The following is a 24,684-nucleotide window of genomic DNA, read 5'->3' on the forward strand; positions in this document are numbered from 1 at the left end:
GCCCGTCAGGGTTGCCGGAGCCGGGCCAGGGTCGCCGGGACCTCCTCGACGGAGTCGACCAGCGCGATCCGCGCCTCCATCGCCCGCTCCTTGGCGAGCGACGTCAGCAGGGGCCACACCGGCAGCCGTTCGGTCCAGTGCGCGCGGTCCACCAGCACCATGGGTGTGGGCTCGCCGCGGGACTGGTAGTAGTTCGGCGTCGCGTTGTCGAACACCTCCTGGACGGTGCCGGCCGCGCCCGGCAGGAACACCACGCCCGCCCGCGCCCGTGCCAGCAGACCGTCCTCGCGCACCGCGTTCACGAAGTACTTGCCGATGTGCCGAGCGAAGACGTTGGGCGGCTCGTGGCCGTAGAACCAGGTGGGGATGCCGACCGACGGGCCGCCGTCCGGGTGGCTCTCGCACACGTCGAAGGCGGCGCGGACCCAGTCCGCGACCGAAGGCTCGAACGAGGGTACGGCCGCGAGGACCTGGAGGGCCTTGTCCAGCATCGGGTCCTCGAAGGGCGCCGCGTACGCGCCGAGGTTGGCCGCCTCCATCGCGCCCGGCCCGCCGCCGGTGGCCACGGTCATGCCCGCACGGGCCAGCCCCCGGCCGAGCCGGGCGGCGCCCGCGTACGCGTCCGAGCCGCGCCGCAGCGCGTGCCCGCCCATCACGCCCACCACCCGGTGACCGGCGAGGAGTTCGTCGAGGGCGTCGGACACCGCGTCGTCGTGCACCGCACGCAGCATCGAGGCGAACACGTCGCCGTCGGCGCGGGTCCGGCGGAACCAGTCGTACGTCCGGCCGTCGGGGGTGTGCGCGTAGCCGCCACCGAGGCCGTCGAACAGTTCCTCCGGCGTGTAGAGGGACCCCCGGTAGGGGTTGAACGGCAGATCAGGAATCGGCGGGAACACCAGCGCGCCGCCCTCCTGGGCGCGTTGGGCCGCCTCCGGGGGCATCCTGCAGCCGAGGAACACCGCGCCCGACGTGTCGGCGGCGGCGAGGGCGTCCGTACGGCCCGTCAGGTCGAGGGACTGGACACGCCAGCCCCGGAGCGAGCCCTCACCCTCGACGACCCGGTCGAAGGCCTCGAGGGTCTCGATCTCGCGATCGGTGCGGTGGGGGACGGGTTCGCGGCGGTCGGCGTCGTGAGGCGGCATCCGGCAAGCGTAGGCGCCTCCGGCGCGGAAGCCGACAGGTGTGCCTGACCGTGCGGGCGGCGTGCGCGGGCCGCCGTGGCGGTTCGCCGTGAGCGGCTTCCGAGGCAGGGAAGGTCGCGCGTGTCCGGGCCCGCCGGTGGTGCCGGCCGCCCGGCTCTCCCGGTGCCGCCCCACCGCCCCACCGCGCCGCCGCTGCCGGCGCCTGCGGACTGTCCGACACGGGGAGCGGTACGGCCGCCCCGGTGCGCCGTCGTCGGCGCGGTCCTCGTGCACGCCGGGCACGGCGAAGCGGTGAGGGCACCGTTCGCTTCGCCCCCACTCGCTCGACGGCCTCGGGCGGCCAGCGGTGTCGTGCGCCGAGAGGGTCCCGGACGCGCCGGGGTGTGAGGCGGCGACCTGCCCGCACGCGCTCGGTCTTCCCGCCGCGCCGCCCGCGCCGCCGTGCTCGCGGTCACGCCCCTCGGAACGCACGTGCTCCCCTGACTTTTCCGGGAACGCCCGGCCACGGCCGTGCCCGGCGCACACGACGGCGCGGGCGCCCCGGAGCCGGAGCGCCCGCGCGGAGTCGGGTAGGAGACCGGGTGGTGTGGTCAGGTGGTCAGCGGCAGGGCCACCAGGCGGCCCACGGCCCAGGCGATCGGACCGAGCACGGCGACGACCACCACCGCGCGCAGCGCGGCCGCGTTCCGCAACAGCGACCGTGGCGCCCCGAGTTGCAGCAGCGAGGCCGTGGCCGGGGCCCGCAGGGCGCGCGACTCCGCCGCGGCCGCGAGCGCGCTCACCGTCGCGCAGCCCAGCACCAGCACTCCGCCCAGCAGGGTGAGTGGCCCGAACACCGCCCCCGAAGCCGCTTCGCCGCCGCGCGCCGGACCGTACAGCTCTCCGGCCGCGAGGGCTCCGGAGGCGACCGCGCACAGCACGCCGAGCGGACGCCCGACGCGTTCGGCGTCGTCCTGGAGAATCCGCCCGGACAGCAGGCGCAGCGCGCCGGGGCGGCCGAGCGTGATGAGCCGGCCGCACAGGTGCGTCAGGCCGGGTCCGGCAAGCACCAGTCCGATCGCGGTGAGCACCCAGCCGACGAGCGCGCCGGGCGGGCTGCCGGCGAGCGTCCCCGGCATCGGGAGCAGTGCCCCCGCGGCGGGGGCGCCGGATCCCCGGCCGGCGAAGGTCTCCAGCGCGAGCCCGGTCGCGGTCAGGGCGACGCCCCACGGCAGGCCGGGGGGCAGCGCGGTCGGCGGGGCGTCGGCCAGGGTGGCCGGTTCGCTCCGGTCCCCCTCGCGGCGGCCGGGCGGCAGCGGGCGGGGCCGCAGCGCGACGAGGCAGGTCGCCGCGGCGGTCAGCGGCACCAGGAGGAAGAGCAGCAGGACGGCGCCGAGCGGCAGCGCCGGCCCGGCGCCGAGGACGTCGGACGCCGCTCCGGCGAACGGCAGACCGCCCAGATGTCCGCGCAGCAGCAGGAAGAGGAGCAGTGCGACCACGCTGCCGAGGAGGCAGGAGGCGGTCGTCGACGCGGCCGCCAGCAGGGGCATCCGGGACGGACCCACGCCCGCCGCGTCCAGTCCGGTCAGCGCACGTCGGCTGGTCTCGGTCCGTGCGACGGCGACGGCGAGCTGCAGGGCGGCGGCCAGCGGAACCAGGCACCACAGCATCCGGGTGGCGCCGTCCCCGGCGGCTTCCGGATGGCCCGCGGCGTGGCCGACGGCACCGAGCATGAGGAAGGTGACGCCTGCCGCCGCGGCCGCCAGCAGAAGGCGCCGGAGCAGGGCGAGCGGCGGGGCGCCGCGGACTAGACGGAGAGCGAGCACGCGGTGCTTCCCTCCGTCTCCCGGGGCGCCGCGCCCCGCACACAGCGGCCGTCCAGCAGGACGATGACGCGGTCGACGATCCGGCTGCCGGTGAGGTCGTTCCGTGCGGCCGTGACGGCGGAGCCCGCGGTCGCCGGAACGCCGGTCGCGGGAGCCGTCCGCGCGTCGCCCGGACCGGCCGGGGAGGCCTCCTCGCCGGAGGCGGAGGCGGAGGCGTCGGCCGTGCCGACGGGCCCGGCCGGTACGCCGTCCCCGTCCCCGGCTGTGCCCGCGTCCCCCGCGACCGCCGGCACGGGCACGGGCACGGGTGCCGGCACCGGGGAGGGGGTGTCCGCCGCCGGGACGGGCCCGTGGCTGCTCAGCACCACCGTGATGCCGTGGGTGCGGGCCGCCGTGGTGAGGGTGCGCAGCGCCTGGACCCGGTCGGCCTGGTGCAGCGGCGCCGTCGGTTCGTCGGCGAAGAGGACCGTGGGGGAGTGGACCAGCGACCGGGCGATGGCCACCCGCTGCCGCTGCGCCTGGAGCAGCGCGGCCGGCCGCTTGCGGGCGCAGTCGCCGATGTCGAGCCGCTCCAGCCACTCGTGCGCCGCCTGGCGGGCGGCACGACTGCCGACGCCTGCCAGCAGCAGCGGCAGGGCCGCGTTCTCCCAGGCGTTCAGCTCCGGGACGAGCTGCGGTTCGCTGCCGATCCAGCCGAACCGTTCGCGGCGCAGGCGTTCCCGCGAGTGCAGGCCCAGCGTGTGAACGGGTACGTCCTGGAACCACACCTCGCCGGCGTCCGGCAGCAACCGCCCGGAGAGGCAGCTCAGGAGGGTCGACTTGCCGCTGCCGCGCGGGCCGGTCACGGCGACGATCTCACCGGTGCGGATCCCCAGGGTGACGTCCTGGAGAGCCGGGGAGCCGTCATATGCGTACGTCAGTCCGCGTGCCCACAGCACGTCGTCGTCCGGCGGGGCCGTCATGGATGGCACCTCCACTCGCCTCTGCTCCGCAGGGAACACCCCTGAGGGGTTGAACGACCGTCAGGCTCTTCGGTCACTCGCACCGTAGGGACTGCGACGGGCGGGGAGAGGGGAGGCTCGGCGCGGCACGCGCCGAGGACCGTCCATATGGACTCATTTACGGCCCGGGTCGGCCCGGCCCGTTCCGGTCGCGGGGGGCGGGCCCCCCCGCCCGCCGTGGCCGCCCCCGCGCCCCGCGGAACGGACGCCGGCCGGGGCTCAGAGCTTCGTCCATGCCTCGCTCAGCACGCCGCGCAGAATCTGTTCGATCTCGTCGAACGTCGTCTGGTCGGCGATCAGCGGTGGCGCGAGCTGGACGACCGGGTCGCCGCGGTCGTCGGCGCGGCAGTACAGGCCGGCCTCGAAGAGCGCCTTGGACAGGAACCCGTACAGCACGCGCTCGCACTCATCCGCGGAGAACGTCTCCTTGGTGTTCTTGTCCTTGACCAGCTCGATGCCGTAGAAGAAGCCGTTGCCGCGCACGTCGCCGACGATCGGCAGGTCCAGCAGCCGTTCCAGGGTGGCGCGGAAGGCGTCCTCGTGGTCGAGAACGTGCTGGAGCAGGCCCTCGCGGGTGAAGAGGTCGAGGTTGGCGAGCGCGACGGCGGAGGAGACGGGGTGGCCGCCGAAGGTGTAGCCGTGCAGGAAGGTGTTGTCGCCGTGGTAGAAGGGCTCGGCGACACGGTCGGATACGAGCGTCGCGCCGATGGGGGAGTAGCCGGAGCTGAGGCCCTTGGCGCAGGTGATGATGTCCGGCACGTAGCCGAACTTGTCGCAGCCGAACATCGTGCCGAGCCGGCCGAACGCGCAGATGACCTCGTCGGAGACGAGCAGCACGTCGTGGCGGTCGCAGATCTCCCGCACCCGCTGGAAGTAGCCGGGGGGCGGCGGGAAGCAGCCGCCCGCGTTCTGGACCGGCTCCAGGAACACCGCGGCGACGGTCTCCGGGCCCTCGAAGAGGATCTGCTGCTCGATCTGGTCGGCCGCCCAGCGGCCGAACGCCTTGGGGTCGTCGCCGTGTTCCGGCGCCCGGTAGAGGTTGGTGTTGGCCACCTTGTGCGCGCCCGGCACCAGAGGCTCGAAGGGCGCCTTGAGCGCGGGCAGCCCGGTCAGTGACAGGGCGCCCTGCGGGGTCCCGTGGTAGGCGACGGCGCGGGAGATCACCTTGTACTTGGTGTGGTTGCCGGTCAGCTTGTGATATTGTTTCGCCAGCTTCCATGCGGTCTCCACCGCCTCGCCGCCGCCGGTGGTGAAGAAGACCTTGTTCAGGTCGCCGGGGGCGTGGTGGGCGAGGCGTTCGGCGAGTTCGACGGCGCGCGGGTGCGCGTAGCTCCAGATGGGGAAGAAGCCCAGCTCCTGCGCCTGGTCGGCGGCCGCCTCGGCGAGCTCGGTGCGGCCGTGCCCGGCCTGGACGACGAACAGCCCGGCCAGCCCGTCGATGTAGCGCTTCCCCCTCTCGTCGAAGATCGAGGTGCCTTCGCCGCGGACGATCGTCGGCACGGGTGCGTGCTCGTACGACGACATCCGGGTGAAGTGCATCCACAGGTGGTCGTAGGCCGTCTGGGACTGGGTCTTGCTCACGGTTATCGGGTTCCCCACGCGTAGGTCTGCTTGCGCAGCTTGAGGTAGACGAAGCTCTCGGTGGAGCGGACGCCGGGCAGCGCCCGGATCCGCTTGCTGATCATCTCGAGCAGGTGCGCGTCGTCCTCGCAGACGATCTCCACCAGCAGGTCGAACGAGCCCGCGGTCACGACCACGTATTCGACCTCCTTCACCTCGGCGAGCGCGTCGGCCACCTGCTCGACGTCGCCGTCGACGGTGATGCCGACCATCGCCTGCCGCATGAAGCCGACGGTGAGCGGGTCGGTGACCGCCACGACCTGCATGACGCCCTGGTCGAGCAGCTTCTGGACACGCTGCCGCACGGCCGCCTCGGACAGGCCGACCGCCCGTCCGATCGCGCCGTACGGCCGCCTGCCGTCCTCCTGGAGCTGCTCGATGATCGCTTTGGAGACGGAGTCGACCGTCGGTGAGCCGTTCGCGTTCTTCGAGTTTCGAGCCACGATTCGACTCTGCACGAGGTCTCGTCGGTATGGCAAGCCGTGAGCGCTGAATTTCGTTGCCCAGGGCTTCCGAAGCCACTGAATCCGCAGTCGCGGAGTGGCGGGTATATCGAAAGCGTCATTCCCGTGGTTAGGCTGGATGTCTCACCCAATGGACAAGCTGAACTGGAGGGGTGCGAAGTGAACGCCGAGCTGCGTCGCCTGCGCAACTACATCGACGGAGAGTTCCGGGACGCCGCGGACGGGCGCACCACCGAGGTGATCGACCCGGCCAAGGGTGCGGCGTACGCGACGGCGCCGCTCTCGGCCGCCGCGGACGTCGACGCCGCCATGGCCGCCGCCGAGGCCGCGTTCCCGGCCTGGCGGGACGCGACCCCCGGGACCCGCCAGCGGGCGATCCTCAAGATCGCCGACGCCCTCGAGGCGCGGCAGGACGAACTGCTGGCCGCCGAGTGCGAGAACACGGGCAAGCCGCTGGAGCTGACCCGGCAGGAGGAACTGCCGATGATGCTCGACCAGATCCGCTTCTTCGCCGGTGCCGCCCGCATGCTGGAGGGCAAGGCGGCCGGTGAGTACATGGAGGGCCTGACCTCCTTCGTACGCCGGGAGCCGGTCGGCGTCTGCGCCCAGGTGGCCCCCTGGAACTACCCGATGATGATGGCCGTGTGGAAGTTCGCCCCGGCGCTCGCCGCGGGCAACACGGTCGTCCTCAAGCCCTCGGACACCACTCCCGCGTCCACGGTCTTCATGGCCGAGGTCATCGGCGGGGTGCTGGCCGAGCTGGACCTGCCGCGCGGCATCTTCAACGTCGTGTGCGGCGACCGGGACACCGGCCGCCTCATGGTCGAGCACTCCGTGCCCGCCATGGCCTCGATCACCGGCTCCGTCCGGGCCGGCATGGAGGTCGCCGGCAGCGCCGCCAAGGACCTCAAGCGGGTCCACCTGGAACTGGGAGGCAAGGCGCCGGTCGTCGTCTTCGACGACGCCGACATCCCCGCGGCCGTCGAGGGCATCCGGGACGGCGGCTTCTTCAACGCCGGCCAGGACTGCACCGCCGCGACGCGCGTCCTCGTCCACGAGAACGTGCACGACGAGTTCGTCGCCGCCCTCGCCAAGGCCGCCTCCGAGGTGAAGACCGGCGACCTGAGCGACGAGGACTGCTTCTACGGCCCGCTCAACAACGCCACCCACCTGGAGAAGGTCACCGGCTTCATCGACCGCCTGCCCGCTCACGCCAAGGTCGAGTCGGGCGGTGAACGCGTCGGCGAGAACGGCTACTTCTACGCCCCGACGGTGGTCTCCGGCCTCCGGCAGGAGGACGAGATCATCCAGAACGAGGTGTTCGGCCCGGTCATCACCGTGCAGTCCTTCTCCGACGAGGAGCAGGCGGTGAAGTGGTCCAACGACGTGGAGTACGCCCTGGCGTCCTCGGTGTGGACCAAGGACCACGGACGCGCCATGCGGATGTCGAAGGCCCTCGACTTCGGCTGCGTGTGGATCAACACCCACATCCCGCTGGTCGCCGAGATGCCGCACGGCGGCTTCAAGAAGTCCGGCTACGGCAAGGACCTGTCCGCCTACGGCTTCGACGACTACACCCGTGTCAAGCACGTCATGACGGCCCTCTGAGGTCCGTCGCGGACCCGCGACGACACGAGCGGAACCCCCCGGACGCCCGAGGCGTCCGGGGGGTTCCGGCGTCCTCGGCGGAAATTTTTCCCGCCGGGCAAAACGGACACGCTACGGTTTCCGCACCCGCCGGAAAACCGGAGTCGAAGCGGGCCGTGAAAGGCCCACTGCGCGCATGGCCGACGATGCGCAGGTCCGACAGGTCCTCTGCCTGGCAAGTGAAGGCCATCCGTGTGTGCTGCAGAGATCCGCGATACGGAAAACGCACGCTCTAGCCTCCCGCGCATGGCCTCACTTCTCGACGACTCCACCACCCCGGGCGCCGGCCGCACGGGTGCCCCGCCCCCCGCCCCGGGGCCCGACGACGTACGGTCCAAGGGTCTGCGGCGCAACTCGGTCGGTCTCTTCGGCAGCGCCGTCATCGGCCTCTCCACCGTCGCCCCCGTCTACTGCCTCACCAGCACACTCGGACCGACGGTCGGTGAGGTCGGCCTCCAGATGCCCGTGGTGTTCCTCGCGGGCTTCCTCCCCATGCTGCTGGTCGCGTTCGCCTACCGGGAGCTCAACCGGGTCGTGCCGGACTGCGGCACCTCGTTCACCTGGACGGTCAAGGCCCTCGGCCCGCGCACCGGGTGGATGTGCGGCTGGGGACTGGTGGTGGCCACCGTCATCGTGCTGTCCAACCTCGCCGGTGTCGCCGCCGAGTTCCTCTACCTGCTCGTCGGCGAGGTGCTGGGCAGCCGGGCGGTGGTGGACTTCGGCGCCCGCACGGAGGTCCACGTGCTCACCGTGCTGGCGTTCGTGGCCGTGGCCACCGTGATCAGCTACCGCGGCATGACGGCGACCAAGTGGTTCCAGTACGCCCTGGTCGGCCTCCAGATGGTGGTGCTGGTCGGCTTCGTCGCCATGGCGCTGGGCAAGGCGGGCGACGCGCCCGGCGTGGACGCGCCGGACTTCTCCTGGGCCTGGATGGACCCGTTCTCCGTCTCCTCCTTCGGCGCCTTCACGGCCGGGCTGTCCCTGTCGATCTTCATCTACTGGGGGTGGGACGCCTGTCTGACCGTCAACGAGGAGACCGAGGGGAGCGACCGGACCCCCGGCCGGGCGGCGCTCATCGCCATGGTCGTGCTGGTGGCCTCGTACGTGCTGACCGCGGTGGCCGCCCTGCTCTTCGCCGGCACCGGCACGGAGGGCTTCGGGCTCGGCAACCCCGACACCTCGGGCAACGTCTTCGCCGCCCTCGCGGAGCCGGTGATGGGCCCGCTCGGCGTGCTGCTGTTCCTCGCCGTGCTCGCCAGCGCCGCCGCCAGCCTGCAGACCACCTTCCTGCCGGCCGCCCGCACCATGCTGGCCATGGGCGTCTACCAGGCGCTGCCCGCCTCCCTGGCCCACGTCAGCCCCCGCTTCCGCACGCCGGGCCGCGCCACCGTCGTCGCGGGCGTCGCCACCAGCGCGTTCTACACCGTCATGACGCTGATCAGCGAGAACGTCCTGGTCGACACCATCTACGCGCTCGGCCTGATGATCTGCTTCTACTACGCCCTGACCGCCTACGCCTGCGTCTGGTACTTCCGCAACGAACTCACCCGCTCCGTGCGCGACGCGCTCACCAAGGGGCTTCTCCCCCTGCTCGGCGCGCTGCTGCTCACGGGGGTGTTCGCCAAGACGCTGGTCGACATGTGGGACCCGGCCTACGGGTCGGGCAGTTCCGTGGCCGGGGTCGGCAGCGTCTTCGTCATCGGCGTCGGCACCCTGCTGCTCGGGGCGGTGCTCATGCTGGTCATGCGGCCCCGCAGCCCTGCCTTCTTCGCGGGGCGGATACTCACCCGGGACACCCCCGCGCTGCGTGTGGAGGAGTGAGTCTGCGGGGCGGCGGGAACCCGGGGGCAGGACTTTTCCCCGGGCCGACGTCACCGGGGACGCCCCACCCGTCTGGAGAGGCGCCACCCGCTGTGATCATCTTCGGAATCTCGTCCAAGACCTACCAGCTGGCGGTACTCAGCCTGCTCTGCCACGTCTGCGGCAACACCGCCGCCCACCCGCTGCGCCGGCGCGTGCGCAGGTTCTCGCTGTTCTTCGTCCCGCTGTTCCCGGTCGGTCCCGCGAAGTACGGGATGCAGTGCACCTACTGCGGGGCGTACCGCGACCTGTCGAGGGACGAGGCGGAGCGGCTCACGCACGGCGCGGTCCGCCCGTAGGCCGCCCTCCCCGTCCCGGTCAGACCCGTTCCGCTCCGTTCGCGCCGCTGCGCCACGACGCCAGGTGGGCGTCGATCTCGCCGCAGAGGCGCCGCTGCCCGGCATCGTCGAGGAACGACGCCCGCACGGCGTTCTTCGCCAGGTCGGCCACGCCGCCCGCGTCCAGCCCCAGCAGGCGCGCCGCGATGGCGTACTCGGTGTTCAGGTCGGTGCCGAACATCGGCGGGTCGTCGCTGTTCACGGTCACCAGGACGCCGGCCCGCACCATCTCCGCGATCGGGTGCTCCTCCAGGTTCTCCACGGCGCGGGTGGCGATGTTGGACGTCGGACAGACCTCCAGCGGAATGCGGTGCTCGGCCAGGTGCGCGAGCAGTTCCGGATCCCGCACGCTGCTGGTGCCGTGGCCGATGCGTTCGGCGCGCAGCGAGGTCAGCGCGTCCCACACCGTCTCCGGGCCGGTCGTCTCGCCCGCGTGCGGCACGCTGCGCAGACCGGCCGCGAGGGCACGGTCGAAGTAGGGCTTGAACTGCGGCCGGGGCACGCCGACCTCCGGGCCGCCGAGGCCGAAGGAGACCAGGCCGTCGGCGCCCAGCGACGTGTCCGTGGCGATCCGGGCGGTCTCCTCGGCGGCCGGCAGGCCCGCCTCTCCGGGGATGTCGAAGCACCAGCGCAGCACCACGCCGAGGTCTCGCTCGGCCGCGCGCCGCGCGTCCTCGATGGCCTCGACGAACGCCTTGTCCGGGATCCCGCGGTTCGTGGAGCTGTACGGGGTGACCGTGAGCTCCGCGTACCGGACCTGCTGGCGCGCCATCTCCCGCGCGACCTCGTACGTCAGCAGCCGCACGTCCTCCGCGTCCCGGATCAGGTCGACGACGGACAGGTACAGCTCGATGAAGTGGGCGAAGTCGCGGAAGGTGAAGTACTCCGCGAGAGCGGCCGGGTCCTTCGGCACGGGCGAGTCCGGGTGCCGCGCCGCGAGTTCGGCGACGATGCGGGGCGACGCGGACCCCACGTGGTGCACGTGCAGCTCGGCCTTGGGGAGCCCGGCGATGAAGGCGGTGAGGTCGGACAACGGAAAGCCTCCGGGATAGGTGTCGCGTGCATGGTAGGCGTGCCGGAGACTTCACGTGGACGCATAGCATGACGATACGAGTGGCAAGGAGGGGACATGGGGACAGACAGCGGACAGGCCGGGCACTCCGGATGGCCTGCGGACAACGGGGGAGGGGCCTGGCCGGCCCCGTCGGGAGACCCGCTGAGCAAGGGTGCGTCCGGCGCCTCGTGGGCGGACGCCCCCACCTCCCCGGGCTCGCCCGTGGGACCGCCGCCGACCGCGCCCGGAGGGCCGCAGCCCGCCCCGGCCTACGGCGCCGCGGGATACGGCCCGCAGGACCACCACCCCGGTTACGGCCCTCCCCACGGTCACGGCCACCCCTACGGCCCTCCGTACGGCCCTCCCCACGGCGGTCACGGCGGCTACGGACCCGGCCCCGGCTGGGGCGGCCCACCCCTCCCGCAGGGCACGGCCACCGCCTCCATGGTGCTGGGCATCGTCGGCCTGATCCTCGTCGTCACCTGCTGGGGGGCGTTCCTCGGGATCTTCGTCGCCCCCGTCGCGCTCGGCCTGGGGGTGAGCGCCCGTCGCAAGGCCGACCGCGGCGAGGGCGGCGGACGCAGCCATGCCACCAGCGGCTTCGTCATGGGCATCGTCGGCACCGTGTTGTCGGTGCTGGTCGCGGCCGCCCTGATCGTGGGGATCGTGCTGTCCGAGAACGCCGAGAGCGGCACCGGCGGCACGTCCGGCGGCGACTACCAGGACGCGCTCCGCGTCCCCGCCGCCTCCGTCGTCTCCCTCACCGGCCGCTGACCGTCCCGCGCCCGGCCTGCTCCGGGCCGGGCGCGGCGTGCGTGCCCGGCGGTGCGGGGCCGGGCCCCGCACCGCCGGGGGTGCGTCCGGGGAGGGCGGCCAGGAGGCACAGCACGATCCCGCCGAGCGCCACGCTCGCCACCACGTCGGTGACCCAGTGGTAGCCGCGCAGCACCAGACCCAGCCCCGTGCACAGGCTGAGCAGCGTCGCCGCCACCGGCCCGCCCACCGGGAAGCGGCGCGCGCACAGCAGCGCGGTCGTCCCGTACGCGACGACCGCCGTCAGGGTGTGGCCGGACGGGTAGTAACCGGCGTAGCCGTACAGCGGGAGCCCGTCCGGGCCGAGACGGCCGAACGCCTCCTTGAGCGGCAGCACCACCGCGGGCACCGCCACGACGGCGAGGGCGGCGAGCAGCAGCGGCCGCCAGGACCGTGCGCGCCAGGCGGCAGCTGAGGCGCCGACGGCCAGTACGGCACCCGCGGCGCCGCCCCCGCCCAGGTCCGCGCCCGCCTCCGCGAGGGTCCGCAGGGTCCCGTTCCCGGAGGTCAAGCCGGCTGCCGAGTCGCGCACCGCGAGGTCGGCGGCCAGCAGCGGTCCGGCGACCGCCACCTGCCAGCTGACCACGGCGAAGACCGTGAGGAGAGCGCCGATGACGAGCGCATACACGACAGTCGGCCGCCCCGGAACAGGGGGGAGAGTTCCGGGGCGGCCGCAAGGACCGGACCTCCGCCCGCCCCGGGGGGTGTGGGGCGTGCGGGCGTCCGATCTGTGAGGAGTGTGCGCGAGGGCACGACCGAGCCGGCTTCGGGGAAAAAGCGGCACGGCTTTCATCTGCTGAAACCGTACGTCAGGCGGACCACGCCGGACAGGCGCCTCACGGACCCGGCATGGTGCTCGCACACATTCTTCACGTGCTCCGTCACCGGCCCAGCGTCGCAGGTGACCGCTGTGGCGCCGCGGTACCCGTGAGGCGTGTCACGGGCACCGCGGCGAACGGCTTCGAGTCCGGGGTGCCGGGTCCGGGGGTGCCGGGCCCGTGCGGGTCCGCGGCGCGACGGGCATCAGAGCGAGGCGAGCGCGCCCTCGAGGACGTCCAGCCCTTCGTTCAGCAGGTCCTCGCCGATGACCAGCGGCGGCAGGAACCGCATCACGTTGCCGTAGGTGCCGGTGGTCAGCACCAGCAGGCCCTCCTGGTGGCAGGCCTTCGCCAGGGCGGCCGTCGCCTCCGGGTTCGGGTCCTTGGTGCCCGGCTGGACCAGCTCGATCGCCAACATCGCGCCGCGGCCCCGGACCTCGCCGATCACGCCGTGCTGCTCGGCCAGCTTCTGCAGCCGGGGCTTCATCACGTCCTCGATCCGGCGTGCCCGGGACGCCAGGTCCATCTCGCGCATGGTGTGGATCGAGCCGAGTGCGGCGGCGCAGGCCACCGGGTTGCCGCCGTAGGTGCCGCCCAGGCCGCCCGCGTGTGCGGCGTCCATGATCTCGGCCCGACCGGTCACGGCCGCGAGCGGCAGGCCGCCCGCGATGCCCTTTGCGGTGGTGATCAGGTCCGGCACCACGCCCTCGTCCTCGCAGGCGAACCAGTGACCGGTGCGGCAGAAGCCGGACTGGATCTCGTCCGCGACGAACACGATGCCGTTGTCCTTCGCGAACCGCTCGATGCGGGGCAGGAAGCCCTTCGCCGGCTCGATGAACCCGCCCTCGCCCAGCAGCGGTTCGATGATGACCGCCGCGACGTTCTCGGCGCCGACCTGCTTCTCGATCTGGCTGATGGCCTGCGCCGCGGCCTCCTCGGCGCAGTTCTCCGGGCCGGTCAGCCAGCGGAACGGGTACGCCACCGGCACCCGGTAGACCTCCGGCGCGAACGGGCCGAAGCCGTGCTTGTACGGCATGTTCTTCGAGGTCAGCGCCATCGTGAGGTTCGTGCGGCCGTGGTAGCCGTGCTCGAAGACGACGACCGCGTGCCGCTTGGTGTACACCCGGGCGATCTTGACCGCGTTCTCCACCGCCTCGGCGCCCGAGTTGAAGAGCGCGGACTTCTTGGCGTGGTCGCCCGGCGTCAGCTCCGCGAGCTGCTCGCACACCTCCACGTACGGCTCGTACGGCGTCACCATCACGCAGGTGTGGGTGAAGGCCTCCAACTGGGCCGTCGCCCTGCGCACCACCTCGGTGGCGCTGTTGCCGACCGAGGTGACGGCGATGCCCGAGCCGAAGTCGATGAAGGAGTTCCCGTCGACGTCCTCCAGTACGCCGCCGCCCGCACGCTTGGCGAACACCGGCATCACGGTGCCGACGCCGTCCGCCACGGTCGCCTGCTTGCGGGCCATCAGCTCCTGCGACTTGGGCCCGGGCACGGCGGTCACCAGGCGGCGCTCCTGGGGGAGAGCGGTGCCGCCGTGCGGATCGGTCATCGTGGTCATAGCGGTCTCCTCAGGAGGAAGTGGTGTGCGTCACCCGCAGGCTAGGTCCTGGGCCGGGGTCGAGACATGCACCGCCACGGAGTAGTCGCGTCCTCCTCTTGGCCACGACGGAGCCTTCCCGCCGCGCCCGGTCGGCCCGGCGGGGTCGGGCGCGGCGGGGCCCCGGCCCCCGGGCGGAGCCCCGGTTTCGGGACGGGGCTGCGGTGGGGAAGAGCACCGTGGGGCAACTCGTCGCACCCCGCACTAAATTGGGAGCCCACACACGGCACGCGCACAGCCGCGCGCAGCGCAAAGGCAGGGGTGCAGCACACGATGGACACCGGGCCCTCCGCACGGAGCCACGGCACGAGAGGCGTCGAGCACGTGGAGAACGGCACCACCACCCCCCACGTGCCCCCGCAACCGTCCGCGCCGCCCGTCCCGTCGGCCGCTCCGCGCGGCGCGCCCCCGCTCGCGGACTGGCTCCGCACCCCGCGGCCGGAGGCCGAACCCGGCATCTGGCGCTGCGGCCACGACCCCCTCCCGGCGGCCGACCCCGACCGCACCCCGGCGCGGCAGCTCGCCAGCGGGGCGGTGGTCTCGTTCCTGATCGGCTGGCTCGTCTGGTCCCTGCTGTGGAACGGCTATCTCGGCGACTACTGGCTCTGGCCGCTGCTCGCCCTGACGCCGGAGGACTGGCGTCAGGGGGCAGATGACAAGACGGCCTTCGTAGTAGCTCATTACCTCTACTACGGCCTGGTCCTCGCCGGCCTGGCGGCCGTCTTCGGCCGCCTCGGCCACTGGGACGAGGTGGGGCGCCGGGCCGCGGCGCGCCTGAAGGGCCGCTCCCGTACGTCCCCGCGCGCCGCCGGCCCCCCGCCGCCGGGCGAGGACCCGGTCGTGTGGCCGCAGCTCCGCCGCGCGGGCGGCGGCTCCGAGCAGGCCGCCGAGCGCCTGTCCGCCGAGGTGCTCGCCGGCCGGATGAGCGACGTCGACCACGCCCGCATCGAGCGGGCCTGGCAGTCCGTGCGGTCCCGGCCCGTCGGGCTCCCGCAGTTCACCGAGGCGGTTCTGCGGGACGGTGCCGCCGCCTGCACCCACCCCTCCGGGGCGCGCGACCTGCCGTCGCGCGCCGCCCGGCACGACCTGTCCCTGAGCCAGGTCCGGATCGGCACCGCCGCCGACGACGACCGCAATCCGCAGGACTACCGCGGCGCCGGCCTGGCCCTCGAACCCGCCCTGCTGGGCACGTCCGCGCTGGCCGTCGGCCCTTCCGGGGCCGGCAAGACGACCCGCCTGGTGCGGCCCGTCGTGGAATCGCTGTGCCTCCAGGCGCTCGCCGGGCAGGCCGCCGTCGTCGCCGTCACCTCCTCCGGCACGAAACCCGCCCCGGACGACGCCTTCGACGTCGTGGTGCGGCCCGGCCGCCCGGAATCCGCCTACGACCTCGACCTCTACGGCGGCACCGACGACCCGGACGAGGCCGCCGCTCTCCTCGCCGAGGCGCTGGTCGGCGACCTCGCCGACGGACTGCCCGGGGGCGACAGCCGCCGCGCCGCGACGACGCTCGCCCAGCTCCTCGGCCCCTTCCGCACGGCCCACGGCCGCTTCCCCGCCGTGCCCGAACTCCGGGAACTCCTCGACGGCGTTCCCGGCCCCCTCGCCGCACTCCGCGAGGCGCTGGGCCGCGACCCCGCCCGGCCCGGCCATCGCGCGCACCTGCGTGAACTCGACGCCTACGAGCGGCAGCTCGGCCGTCCCGGCGACACGGGCACCCTGCTCGCCGACCGTGTCGCGCTGCTCGACCGGCCCGCCTTCGCCGACTTCTTCGCACCCCCCGGCCTCGCCCGCGGTGCCGCGGGCGGCGACCACCGGCCGTTCTCGCTGCGTGCCCTCGAACACCCGCTGCGGGTGCGCATCGACCTCCCCGAGCGCGGCCACGCCGAGGCCTCCCGGATCCTCGCCCGGCTGGTCCTCGCCCAGTTCACCGACGCCGCGCTCGCCCGCGACGACCAGTCGCTCTTCGCCTGCCTGGTACTGGACGACGCCGACCGCACCATCACCCCGCAGGCACTCCGCGGGCTCCAGCGGCTGCGCAGCGGCCACGCCGGGGTGCTGCTCACCCTCCGGGCGCTGGACGACGTGCCGGAGCCGCTGCGCGGGCCGCTGCTCGGTGCGGTGGGCTGCCGCGTGGCCTGCGCGGGCGTCACACCCTGGGACGCGGAACGTTTCGCCGAGGTCTGGGGCACGGAGTGGGTGCAGACCCGGGACGTCACCAACCGCCAGCTCGTCTCGGACGAGCCGCTGACCAAGCTGATGCACGGCATCCGGCGCATGGTGACCGGCCGCCACGTGACGGCCGAGTCGGTCACCGTGCGGACCGTGCAGCGGCAGCGCTGGTCCGCCTCCGACCTGGCCAACGAGCTCGAGCCCGGCCAGGCCGTGGTCTCCTTCACCACCGTCCGCGGCAGGCGCACGCCCCCGGTGCTCGCGAGGCTCGGCGAATAGCCCGGACCAGGGCCGCGGCGGGCCCCGCGGCGGTACGGTGAGGGCGTTATGCCACCCACTCTCGCCGCGCTCGTGCAGCACTCCGCACTCCGGTTGTCCGTGCTCGCGGGGCACGACCGGCTGGACACCCCCGTGCGCTGGGCGCACGCCAGCGAGCTGGCCGACCCGACGCCGTATCTGGACGGCGGGGAACTCCTGCTGATCACCGCGCTGAAACTCGACGCCGAGGATCACGGGGCGATGCGCGGCTACGTGCGGCTGCTCGCCGGGCGGGGCGTCGTGGGGCTGGGCTTCGCGGCCGGGGTCAACTACGAGAAGGTGCCCGACGCCCTGGTCGAGGCGGCCCGAGACGCGGACATGCCGCTGCTGGAGGTGCCTCGGCGCACCCCGTTCATCGCGATCAGCAAGTTCGTCTCCGCGGCCATCGCCGCCGACCAGTACCAGGCGGTCACCGCTGGCTTCGACGCACAGCGCGACCTGACCACCGCGGCGCTGTCCCAGGAGGGCCCCACCGCGCTGCTCGGGCGGCTCGCCACCCACGTCGACGGCTGGGCCGCGCTCTACGACGCGACGGGCGCCGTCGTCGCCACCGCGCCCGCGTGGGCGGCCCGCCGCGCCGCCCGGTACGCCGCCGACGCCGAACGGCTCCGCGACCGGCCGGCGCCCGCCAGCGCCGTGGTCAGCGAACCGGAGGCGGGCGACGACCGGGTGGAACTCCAGTCGGTCGGCACCGGGCGCCGCGCCAAGGCGGTGCTGGCCGTCGGCACCGCCGCCCCGCCCGGCACCGCCGAGCGCTACGCCGTGCACTCCGCGGTCGCGCTCCTCACCCTCACCACGGAACGCTCGCGCGCCCTCCAGGAGGCGGAGCAGCGACTCGGCGCGGCGGTGCTGCGCATGCTCCTCTCGGGCGAGGCCGGACATGCACGAGCCGTCGCCGGACGGCTCTACGGGAGCCTCCTGGACGCGCCGATGCGGGTCATCGTCGCCGAACCGGCGGCCGGGCCGGCGTCCCGGCGCCGGGCGGCGAACGCGCGCGCCGCAGCCGGGGGCGGGGCCGGGAGACCGGCACCGCAGGCCATCACCCCGTCCGGTGCCCCGGTCGCCGGCCCCGACGGCCTGGTGGCCGGCGCGCTGTCGGCACCGGAGAACGGCCTGCTCGACGACCTCGCCGACGCGATCGAGACCGCGGCGGCGCGCAGCGGCGAAGCCGTCCTGGTCGTGCCGGACGGCGAACGGCTCGTCGTCCTCGCCTCCGACGGGGGCGCCGCGGCCACCGCGTGCGCCCGCTACGCGGCCCGGGCCGCCGCGGACCGCGCCGAGCGGTTCGGCCGGGCCGACGCGGAGGGCGACCGCTGGGACGACCCGCCGGTCATCGGCGTCTCGGCGCCCGCCGGACTCGCCGGCACCGGGGTCGCGTTCAAGCAGGCCGATCAGGCGCTGTCGGTGGCGCGCCGCCGCGGCTCGGTCCTGGTGGAGCACGAGGACGTGGCCGCCGGGTCCGTGCTGCCGCTGCTCGCCGACGACGCCGTGCGGGCCTTCGCGGACGGCCTGCTGCGCAAGCTGTACGAACACGACGCCCACGGCCGGGGCGACCTGGTCGCCTCGCTGCGCGCCTGGCTCTCCCGGCACGGTCAGTGGGACGCCGCCGCCGCCGACCTGGGCGTGCACCGCCACACCCTCCGCTACCGCATGCGCCGCGTCGAGGAGATCCTCGGCCGCTCACTCGACGACCCCGACGTGCGCATGGAGCTCTGGCTCGCCCTCAAGGTCACCGCCTGAGCGGGCGGCTCCGCCGGGCACCGACGCCCCGCGACCGCCGCGGGGCGGCCGCACCGCACCCGGTGTCACGTCCCCGGCCCGCGCGCACGCGGACGTGAGCCCGCGCACGCCTCACGCGGAACGGCCCGCCCCCGGACTCCCGCACGCCTCGCGTGCCGCCGCCGGACGACGGGGGCGGAGCCCCCCGCCACGCGCCCGCTCCCGCGCCACGCGCCAATACGGCGCACGCCCGTGCGCGATGTGGCCGCGTCGGACAATCACCCTCGCGGCGTCCTCCGCCTAACGTGTCGCCCAGAGCAAACGCACCATCCCCACCATTTCGGAAGGGCCGGGATTCACTGTGCCAGTCAAGGAAGCCGCCACCCACGCGTTCTGGCTCGCCGGCCGACAGGCCACCGGCGAGGAGACCTTCGACGTCGCCTCCCCCTGGGACGGCCGCCACGTCGGCACCGTGAGCGTCCCGACCGAGGCCCAGGTGGAGGAGGCCGTCGCCGCGGCCACCGCGGTCGCGGACGAGTTCGCCGCCACCCCGGCCCACGTGCGTGCCGCCGCTCTCGACCACATCTGCCGCCGCGTCACCGAGCGCGCCGACGAGATCGCCGAACTGATCACGGCCGAGAACGGCAAGCCGCTGCGCTGGGCCCGGGGTGAGGTCGGCCGCTGCATCTCCGTCTTCCGCTGGGCCGCCGAAGAGGCCCGGCGCTTCAACGGCGGCACCGTGCAGCGCCTCGACTCCGACGCGGGCGGGCAGGGCCGCCTCGGGCTGACCCGCCGCTTCCCGCGCGGCCCGGTCCTGGGCATCGCGCCGTTCAACTTCCCGCTGAACCTGTGCGCCCACAAGGTCGCCCCGGCCATCGCCGTCGGCACGCCGATCATCCTCAAGCCCGCTCCGGCCACCCCGCTGTCGGGTCTGCTCATCGGCGAACTGCTCGCCGAGACCGACCTGCCCGCCGGTTCCTGGAGCGTGCTGCCCGTCCCCAACGACCGGATGCCCGCCCTGGTGCAGGACGAGCGGCTGCCGGTGATCTCCTTCACCGGCTCCGGCCCCGTCGGCTGGTCCCTGGTCGACGCCGTGCCGCGCAAGCACCTCACCCTCGAACTCGGCGGCCAGGGCGCGGCGCTCGTGCTGTCCGACTACTCCTCGGACGCCGACCTGGATCACGCCGCACAGCGCATCGCGATGTTCTCCAACTACCAGGGCGGCCAGTCCTGCATTTCCGTGCAGCGCGTCATCGCCGACACCTCGGTGTACGACCGTCTGGTGCCGCGGGTCGTCGCGGCCGTCGAGGCGCAGGTGACCGGCGACCCGACCGACCCCGCCACCGAGGTCGGTCCGCAGATCAGCGAGGACGCCGCGAAGCGGATCGAGTCCTGGGTCGAGGAGGCCGTCACAGCCGGGGCCAAACTGCTCACCGGCGGCAAGCGCGACGGCGCCTCCTACGCACCGACCGTGCTGGAGGACGTCCCCCGGGACACCCAGATCGGCTGCGAGGAGGTCTTCGGCCCGGTCCTGACCCTCACCCGGGTCGACGGCGAGCGGGAGGCGTACGAGGCCGCCAACGACTCGATCTACGGCCTCCAGGCGGGCGTGTTCACGCACGACGTGCAGACGGCGTTCCGCGCGCACCGTGCGCTGGAGGTCGGCGGTGTGATCATCGGCGACGTGCCCTCCTACCGCGCGGACCAGATGCCGTACGGCGGGGCCAAGCAGTCCGGAGTGGGCCGCGAGGGCGTGCAGTACGCCATGGACGACTACACCTACGAGCGGGTCATGGTGCTCACCGGCCTGGAGCTCTGACGGCCGCAGCGCCCCGAGAGGGCGGGGCCGGGGGAACGCCCCCGGCCCCGCCCTCTCTAGTCCGGCGCGGCACGCGGGAACAGCGCCGTGTACGCCTCGGTCGGCTCACTCAGGCCCCGTGTGAAGGGGGAGTCGAAGTGCCAGACCAGGAAGATCAGGAAGACGACCAGCGCGCTGAACAGGCCCGCGAGCATCATCTCCCGCCGTGAACGCTGGATCTGCAGCGCGAAGACCATCCCCACGGTCAGCACCCCGCCGCCGATCAGCCCGAACCACACCACACTCGGCATGGTCGGCGCCGCCTGCGCCTCCCGCTGCACCCGGGCCGCGTCCACCACCGCGACCTGGTCGACGACCCCCTGGTACGCCTGCACCGCCTGCGTGCTCTCGGGGCGCACGGCCTGCACGTCGCGGCGCAGCGCGCTCAGCAACCGGTCGCCGCGGGCGGTGAGTTCGCCCTGCGCCGTCATGTGCGTCCACTCGGGGCCGACGGTGTGGCGCACGTACGCCGCCACGTCCGCGCGAATCCGGCCGCGCTCCTCGGCGGGATAGACCTGGACGCGTTCGTGTATCTCGTGCAGCGCCTGCGCCTCCCGCTGCACGGTCTCATCGGCCGCGTTGCGCGCCTCCCACACGCCGGCGATCGCCAGGCCCAGCACGATCGCGTACACCACCCCGATCATCATCGTCATGTACTCGATCACGTCCGGGGTCTCGGACGGGTCGTCTTCCTCGCCCGCCCGGCGCTGCCGGAGGAACACCACGCCGATGACCGCCGCACACGCGACCACCAGGCAGACGAGCAGGATCAACCACTGCGACACGAAGGACTCCTAGCGGGAGGACGCGGACGAGCGGGGACGGAGCGCGGCCGCGGCCAGCACGGCCGGCGCGATGATCAGCAGCGTGCGGGTCACCATCGACATCTCGCCGGACGGCTCCTGGCGCGGCGCCGTCGCCTGCGCGGCCCCGGCGAGCGGCGGGTCGGGTGTACGGCTCGGCTCCGGCGTGGGCGATGCGGGCGGTGTCGGTCTGGGAGGTGGAGGGGGCGGGGGCGTCGGCTCGGGCTCCCGCACCACCGGCTCCGGCTCCGGCACGGGCGCCGGCACGGGCGGTGGCGGTGGCGGCGGGGGAGCACACCCCGGCCCGGACACCCGCACCCGCACGCCGGGCGGTGCCGCGCCCGCCTCCACGCGGCTCCCGCAGCCGCCCACCGCGGGCGGCCGTACGGTCGTCCCCACGTCCACTCCGGGGCCGCGGACGTCCACCTCGACGCCCGCGGTGGGGTCGATGCGTACCCGCACCGACGGCACGGGCAGCGGGTCGGCCGAGGCGGAGGAGGGCGGCAGGGTGAGGGCGGCGAGCGCGCACACCGCGGCAGCAGTCGTCTTGTGTATCCACGCCCAGGTCGGTGTCGTCACACCGCCCGAGCATGCGGACCACGGCGGGGTCACTGAAGGGGGCCGGGGCGAAGATCCCCCGAAGCGCTGAACCTGGCCTTCCCGGCGCATGATCCGGGGCGGTGCGGGCCAGCCGCGCCGGGCGTGGCGCGGCCTCCCCGGCCCGTGCGGCCCGTCCAGGGGGGCCGTGGGGCGGGTGACAGGCTGTCCCGGTACCGCTCACACGGCGGGCGCGGACCGTCCACGGTGCCCGGCCGCGCACGCCCCGGCGACGAAGGGATCGGCGATGTTCGTCTTCGCCCAGCTCAGTGACATCCACCTCGGCCACGACCGGGGCGACGGCGGCGCCCGCGCCCGGGAGCGCACCGAGCGGGTACTGGGCCACCTGGACGCGCTGCCCGGCGACCTCGACGCCGTCCTCGTCACCGGCGACCTGACCGATCGCGGCACCGAGGAGGAGTACGCCGAGGCGGCCGGGCTGCTCGCCCGTTCCCGGCACGCACCGCTGCTGCACTGCCCCGGCAACCACGACGTCCGCGGGCCGTACCGCGCGGCCCTGCTCGGCGGCGACCCGGCCGACGACGCGCCGGTGAACCAGGTCCACCGGCTGCCCGGCGCGACCTTCCTGATGTGCGACTCCAGCATCCCCGGCCGCGGCGACGGCCACCTGGACGACGCCACCCTCGCCTGGCTCGACGCCGAACTGGCGGCCGGGCCGTACGACCTCCCGGCGTTCGTGTGCTTCCACCACCCGCCGGTGCCGCTGCACGGCCAGTACGTCGACCCGATCCGCCAGTTCGGGGAGGAACGCCTCGCCGCCGTCGTCGCCCGCCACGCGCACGTCGCCGCCCTGCTCTGCGGCCACACCCACACCCCGGCCGCCACCACCTTCGCCGGACTCCCGCTGATCGCCGCGCCGGGCGTCGTCTCCACCCTGCGGATGCCCTGGGAGGGCGACGCGGACGGGCCGATCGACTACGCGCTGCCCCCGCTGCTCGCCTACCACGTCCACGACGGCGAGCGGCTGACCACCCACTTCCGCGTGGTGCCCTGAGCAGGCGCGCGTACCGGCGGGGGACCGGGGAGGTGAGCCCGCTCGCGTGAGCGCTGGTAGGGATCGCCCGTTCCGGGTACATACGGTCGAGTAGCACCCGTCAGTAGTGCGAGAGTGCGAGGTGAGCACGCGTCATGACCGTTACGGAACGCGAAGCCCGAGAGGTCGCCGAGGCGGCGCGGGAGCAGGACTGGCGAAAGCCCAGCTTCGCCAAGGAACTCTTCCTGGGCCGATTCCGGCTCGACCTCATCCACCCGCATCCGGCGCCCGACCCCGAGTCCGTGCAGCGCGGCGAGGACTTCCTCACCAAGCTGCGCACCTTCTGCGAGACCAGCATCGACGGCGCGCTCATCGAACGCGAGTCGCAGATCCCGGACGACGTGATCAACGGCCTCAAGGGACTCGGCGCCCTCGGCATGAAGGTCGGCACCGAGTACGGCGGCCTCGGCCTGTCGCAGGTCTACTACAACAAGGCCCTCGCCCTGGCCGGCTCCGCCAGCCCGGCCGTCGGCGCGCTGCTCTCCGCGCACCAGTCGATCGGCGTGCCGCAGCCGCTGAAGCTGTTCGGCACACAGGAGCAGAAGGACGCCTTCCTGCCACGCTGCGCCACCACCGACATCTCCGCCTTCCTGCTCACCGAACCCGACGTCGGCTCCGACCCGGCCCGCCTCGCCACGACGGCCGTTCCCGACGGCGACCACTACGTGCTGGACGGCGTGAAGCTGTGGACCACCAACGGCGTCGTCGCCGACCTGCTGGTGGTGATGGCGCGGGTGCCGAAGTCGGACGGCCACCCCGGCGGGATCAGCGCCTTCGTCGTCGAGGGCGACGCCGAGGGCATCACGGTGGAGAACCGCAACGCGTTCATGGGCCTGCGCGGCATCGAGAACGGCGTCACCCGCTTCCACCAGGTGCGCGTGCCGAAGGCCAACCTCATCGGCAAGGAGGGTGCCGGCCTCAAGATCGCGCTGACCACGCTCAACACCGGACGCCTCTCCCTCCCCGCGACCTGCGTGGGCGCCGGCAAGTGGTGCCTGAAGATCGCCCGCGAGTGGAGCGAGGCCCGGGTGCAGTGGGGCAAGCCGGTCGCCAAGCACGAGGCCGTCGGCGGCAAGATGGCGTTCATGGCCGCGACCACCTTCGCGCTGGAGGCGGTCGTCGACCTGTCCTCCCAGATGGCCGACGAGGACCGCAACGACATCCGCATCGAGGCCGCCCTCGCGAAGCTCTTCGGCAGCGAGATGGCCTGGCAGATGGCTGACGACCTGGTGCAGATCCGGGGCGGCCGCGGCTACGAGACCGCCGCCTCGCTCGCCGCCCGCGGCGAGAAGGGCATCCCCGCCGAGCAGCTGCTCCGCGACATGCGCATCAACCGGATCTTCGAGGGCTCCACGGAGATCATGCACCTGCTGATCGCGCGCGAGGCCGTCGACGCGCACCTCTCCGTCGCGGGCGAGCTGATCGACCCGGAGGCCACGTTCGCCGACAAGCGGAAGGCCGCCCTCGCGGCCGGCGGCTTCTACGCCCGCTGGCTGCCCAAGCTGGTCGCCGGCGCCGGCCAGCTGCCGAACGCCTACGCCGAGTTCGACAACCTCGCCCCGCACCTGCGGTACGTCGAGCGCACCGCCCGCAAGCTGGCGCGGTCCACGTTCTACGCCATGTCCCGCTGGCAGGGCCGGATGGAGACCAAGCAGAACTTCCTCGCCCGCATCGTCGACATCGGCGCCGAACTCTTCGCGATGAGCGCGGCCTGCGTCCGCGCGGAGCAGATGCGCCGGGACGACGAGAACGGGAAGGCCGCCCACCAGCTCGCGGACGCCTTCTGCCGCCAGTCGCGAGTCCGCGTCGAGGAGCTGTTCAGCCGCCTGTGGCACAACACCGACGACCTGGACCGCACCGTGGTCAAGGGCATCATGAACGGCTCCTACACCTGGCTGGAGGAGGGCGTCCTCGACGCCTCCACCGACGGCGCCTGGATCGCCGACCAGACCCCCGGCCCCTCCACCAAGGAGAACGCCCACCGCCCGATCCGCTGACGTT

General features: G+C 73.7%; 18 protein-coding genes and 1 pseudogene. 9 read left to right on the forward strand and 10 right to left on the reverse strand.

Translation table 11 applies throughout. From position 1 onward, the window contains the following. Positions 1-5 precede the first annotated feature (5 nt). The 5 genes and pseudogenes from RM572_RS08295 to RM572_RS08315 form a co-directional block, all read right to left on the reverse strand. On the reverse strand, positions 6-1,142 hold the full coding sequence (locus RM572_RS08295; RefSeq protein WP_311672606.1) for an LOG family protein: 1,137 nt from the start codon (positions 1,140-1,142) through the stop codon (positions 6-8). 590 nt (positions 1,143-1,732) lie between these two features. Continuing rightward, positions 1,733-2,947: a hypothetical protein gene (locus RM572_RS08300; RefSeq protein WP_311672607.1), complete on the reverse strand. Its 1,215-nt coding sequence runs from the start codon at positions 2,945-2,947 to the stop codon at positions 1,733-1,735. A 349-nt stretch (positions 2,948-3,296) separates the two neighbouring features. Beyond that, positions 3,297-3,909 (reverse strand): annotated as a pseudogene (locus RM572_RS08305) (ABC transporter ATP-binding protein); the annotation flags it as partial. A gap of 258 nt (positions 3,910-4,167) precedes the next feature. Next, on the reverse strand, positions 4,168-5,547 hold the full coding sequence (locus tag RM572_RS08310; protein WP_311672608.1) for an aspartate aminotransferase family protein: 1,380 nt from the start codon (positions 5,545-5,547) through the stop codon (positions 4,168-4,170). Next, on the reverse strand, positions 5,532-6,011 hold the full coding sequence (locus RM572_RS08315; RefSeq protein ID WP_394813552.1) for an Lrp/AsnC family transcriptional regulator: 480 nt from the start codon (positions 6,009-6,011) through the stop codon (positions 5,532-5,534). Before RM572_RS08315 ends, RM572_RS08310 begins: the two co-directional genes overlap by 16 nt. Before the next feature lie 180 nt (positions 6,012-6,191). Here RM572_RS08315 and RM572_RS08320 point away from each other — a divergent pair, with 180 nt between their 5' ends. The 3 genes from RM572_RS08320 (at position 6,192) to RM572_RS08330 (ending at position 9,838) form a co-directional block, all read left to right on the forward strand. Beyond that, positions 6,192-7,640 carry a gamma-aminobutyraldehyde dehydrogenase gene (locus tag RM572_RS08320; protein ID WP_027763905.1) on the forward strand — a complete coding sequence of 483 codons (1,449 nt, stop codon included), beginning with the start codon at positions 6,192-6,194 and terminating at the stop codon, positions 7,638-7,640. A 285-nt stretch (positions 7,641-7,925) separates the two neighbouring features. Next, positions 7,926-9,500, forward strand: coding sequence for an APC family permease (locus RM572_RS08325; RefSeq protein WP_311672610.1), 1,575 nt, complete (start codon positions 7,926-7,928; stop codon positions 9,498-9,500). Positions 9,501-9,592: 92 nt separating this feature from the next. Next, the gene (locus RM572_RS08330; protein WP_311672611.1) at positions 9,593-9,838 is read left to right on the forward strand and encodes a zinc-ribbon domain-containing protein; all 246 of its coding nucleotides are present in this window, start codon (positions 9,593-9,595) and stop codon (positions 9,836-9,838) included. Positions 9,839-9,857: 19 nt separating this feature from the next. Here the strand turns inward: RM572_RS08330 and RM572_RS08335 are convergent, their stop codons facing one another. After that, a complete protein-coding gene (locus RM572_RS08335) occupies positions 9,858-10,910 on the reverse strand; it encodes an adenosine deaminase (protein WP_311672612.1) in 1,053 nt (350 codons plus the stop codon). Positions 10,911-11,006: 96 nt separating this feature from the next. Here RM572_RS08335 and RM572_RS08340 point away from each other — a divergent pair, with 96 nt between their 5' ends. After that, positions 11,007-11,705 carry a DUF4190 domain-containing protein gene (locus RM572_RS08340; RefSeq protein WP_311672613.1) on the forward strand — a complete coding sequence of 233 codons (699 nt, stop codon included), beginning with the start codon at positions 11,007-11,009 and terminating at the stop codon, positions 11,703-11,705. Here the strand turns inward: RM572_RS08340 and RM572_RS08345 are convergent. Both RM572_RS08345 and gabT read right to left on the reverse strand, forming a co-directional pair. After that, positions 11,692-12,372 (reverse strand): phosphatase PAP2 family protein, encoded by a 681-nt coding sequence (locus tag RM572_RS08345; protein ID WP_311672614.1) that lies wholly within the window; start codon positions 12,370-12,372, stop codon positions 11,692-11,694. The two genes, RM572_RS08340 and RM572_RS08345, sit on opposite strands and share 14 nt — an antisense overlap. A gap of 395 nt (positions 12,373-12,767) precedes the next feature. Beyond that, positions 12,768-14,117: a 4-aminobutyrate--2-oxoglutarate transaminase gene (gabT, locus tag RM572_RS08350; RefSeq protein WP_311672688.1), complete on the reverse strand. Its 1,350-nt coding sequence runs from the start codon at positions 14,115-14,117 to the stop codon at positions 12,768-12,770. 321 nt (positions 14,118-14,438) lie between these two features. Between gabT and RM572_RS08355 the strand changes: the two genes are divergently transcribed. The 3 genes from RM572_RS08355 to RM572_RS08365 all read left to right on the forward strand — a co-directional run bounded on the left by RM572_RS08355 (position 14,439) and on the right by RM572_RS08365 (position 20,190). Next, the gene (locus RM572_RS08355) at positions 14,439-16,613 is read left to right on the forward strand and encodes a type IV secretory system conjugative DNA transfer family protein (protein WP_311672615.1); all 2,175 of its coding nucleotides are present in this window, start codon (positions 14,439-14,441) and stop codon (positions 16,611-16,613) included. A 48-nt stretch (positions 16,614-16,661) separates the two neighbouring features. Next, positions 16,662-18,392, forward strand: coding sequence for a PucR family transcriptional regulator (locus RM572_RS08360; protein ID WP_311672616.1), 1,731 nt, complete (start codon positions 16,662-16,664; stop codon positions 18,390-18,392). A 340-nt stretch (positions 18,393-18,732) separates the two neighbouring features. Next, positions 18,733-20,190, forward strand: a complete 1,458-nt coding sequence (locus RM572_RS08365) for an aldehyde dehydrogenase family protein (protein ID WP_311672617.1) — start codon at positions 18,733-18,735, stop codon at positions 20,188-20,190. A gap of 56 nt (positions 20,191-20,246) precedes the next feature. On the opposite strand, the gene RM572_RS08370 is transcribed toward RM572_RS08365, so the two are convergent. Together RM572_RS08370 and RM572_RS08375 are read right to left on the reverse strand one after the other, a co-directional pair. Beyond that, a complete protein-coding gene (locus RM572_RS08370; protein WP_311672618.1) occupies positions 20,247-21,014 on the reverse strand; it encodes a bestrophin-like domain in 768 nt (255 codons plus the stop codon). Positions 21,015-21,023: 9 nt separating this feature from the next. Next, positions 21,024-21,611 (reverse strand): hypothetical protein, encoded by a 588-nt coding sequence (locus RM572_RS08375; protein WP_311672619.1) that lies wholly within the window; start codon positions 21,609-21,611, stop codon positions 21,024-21,026. A 265-nt stretch (positions 21,612-21,876) separates the two neighbouring features. On the opposite strand from RM572_RS08375, the gene RM572_RS08380 reads away from it, so the two are divergent. Together RM572_RS08380 and RM572_RS08385 are read left to right on the forward strand one after the other, a co-directional pair. Next, positions 21,877-22,644, forward strand: a complete 768-nt coding sequence (locus RM572_RS08380) for a metallophosphoesterase (RefSeq protein ID WP_311672620.1) — start codon at positions 21,877-21,879, stop codon at positions 22,642-22,644. 134 nt (positions 22,645-22,778) lie between these two features. Further along, positions 22,779-24,680 (forward strand): acyl-CoA dehydrogenase family protein, encoded by a 1,902-nt coding sequence (locus RM572_RS08385; RefSeq protein WP_311672621.1) that lies wholly within the window; start codon positions 22,779-22,781, stop codon positions 24,678-24,680. Positions 24,681-24,684 lie beyond the last annotated feature (4 nt).

The sequence above is a fragment of the Streptomyces hazeniae genome, assembly GCF_031845485.1.
Taxonomy (GTDB): domain Bacteria; phylum Actinomycetota; class Actinomycetes; order Streptomycetales; family Streptomycetaceae; genus Streptomyces; species Streptomyces hazeniae.

Excerpts from the sequence above, each read along its gene's own strand:
- RM572_RS08295 (WP_311672606.1), bottom strand. The coding sequence starts at position 1,142 with ATGCCGCCTCACGACGCCGACCGCCGCGAACCCGTCCCCCACCGCACC.
- RM572_RS08325 (WP_311672610.1), top strand. The coding sequence starts at position 7,926 with ATGGCCTCACTTCTCGACGACTCCACCACCCCGGGCGCCGGCCGCACG.
- RM572_RS08340 (WP_311672613.1), top strand. The coding sequence starts at position 11,007 with ATGGGGACAGACAGCGGACAGGCCGGGCACTCCGGATGGCCTGCGGAC.
- gabT (WP_311672688.1), bottom strand. The coding sequence starts at position 14,117 with ATGACCGATCCGCACGGCGGCACCGCTCTCCCCCAGGAGCGCCGCCTG.
- RM572_RS08355 (WP_311672615.1), top strand. The coding sequence starts at position 14,439 with ATGGACACCGGGCCCTCCGCACGGAGCCACGGCACGAGAGGCGTCGAG.
- RM572_RS08360 (WP_311672616.1), top strand. The coding sequence starts at position 16,662 with ATGCCACCCACTCTCGCCGCGCTCGTGCAGCACTCCGCACTCCGGTTG.
- RM572_RS08380 (WP_311672620.1), top strand. The coding sequence starts at position 21,877 with ATGTTCGTCTTCGCCCAGCTCAGTGACATCCACCTCGGCCACGACCGG.
- RM572_RS08385 (WP_311672621.1), top strand. The coding sequence starts at position 22,779 with ATGACCGTTACGGAACGCGAAGCCCGAGAGGTCGCCGAGGCGGCGCGG.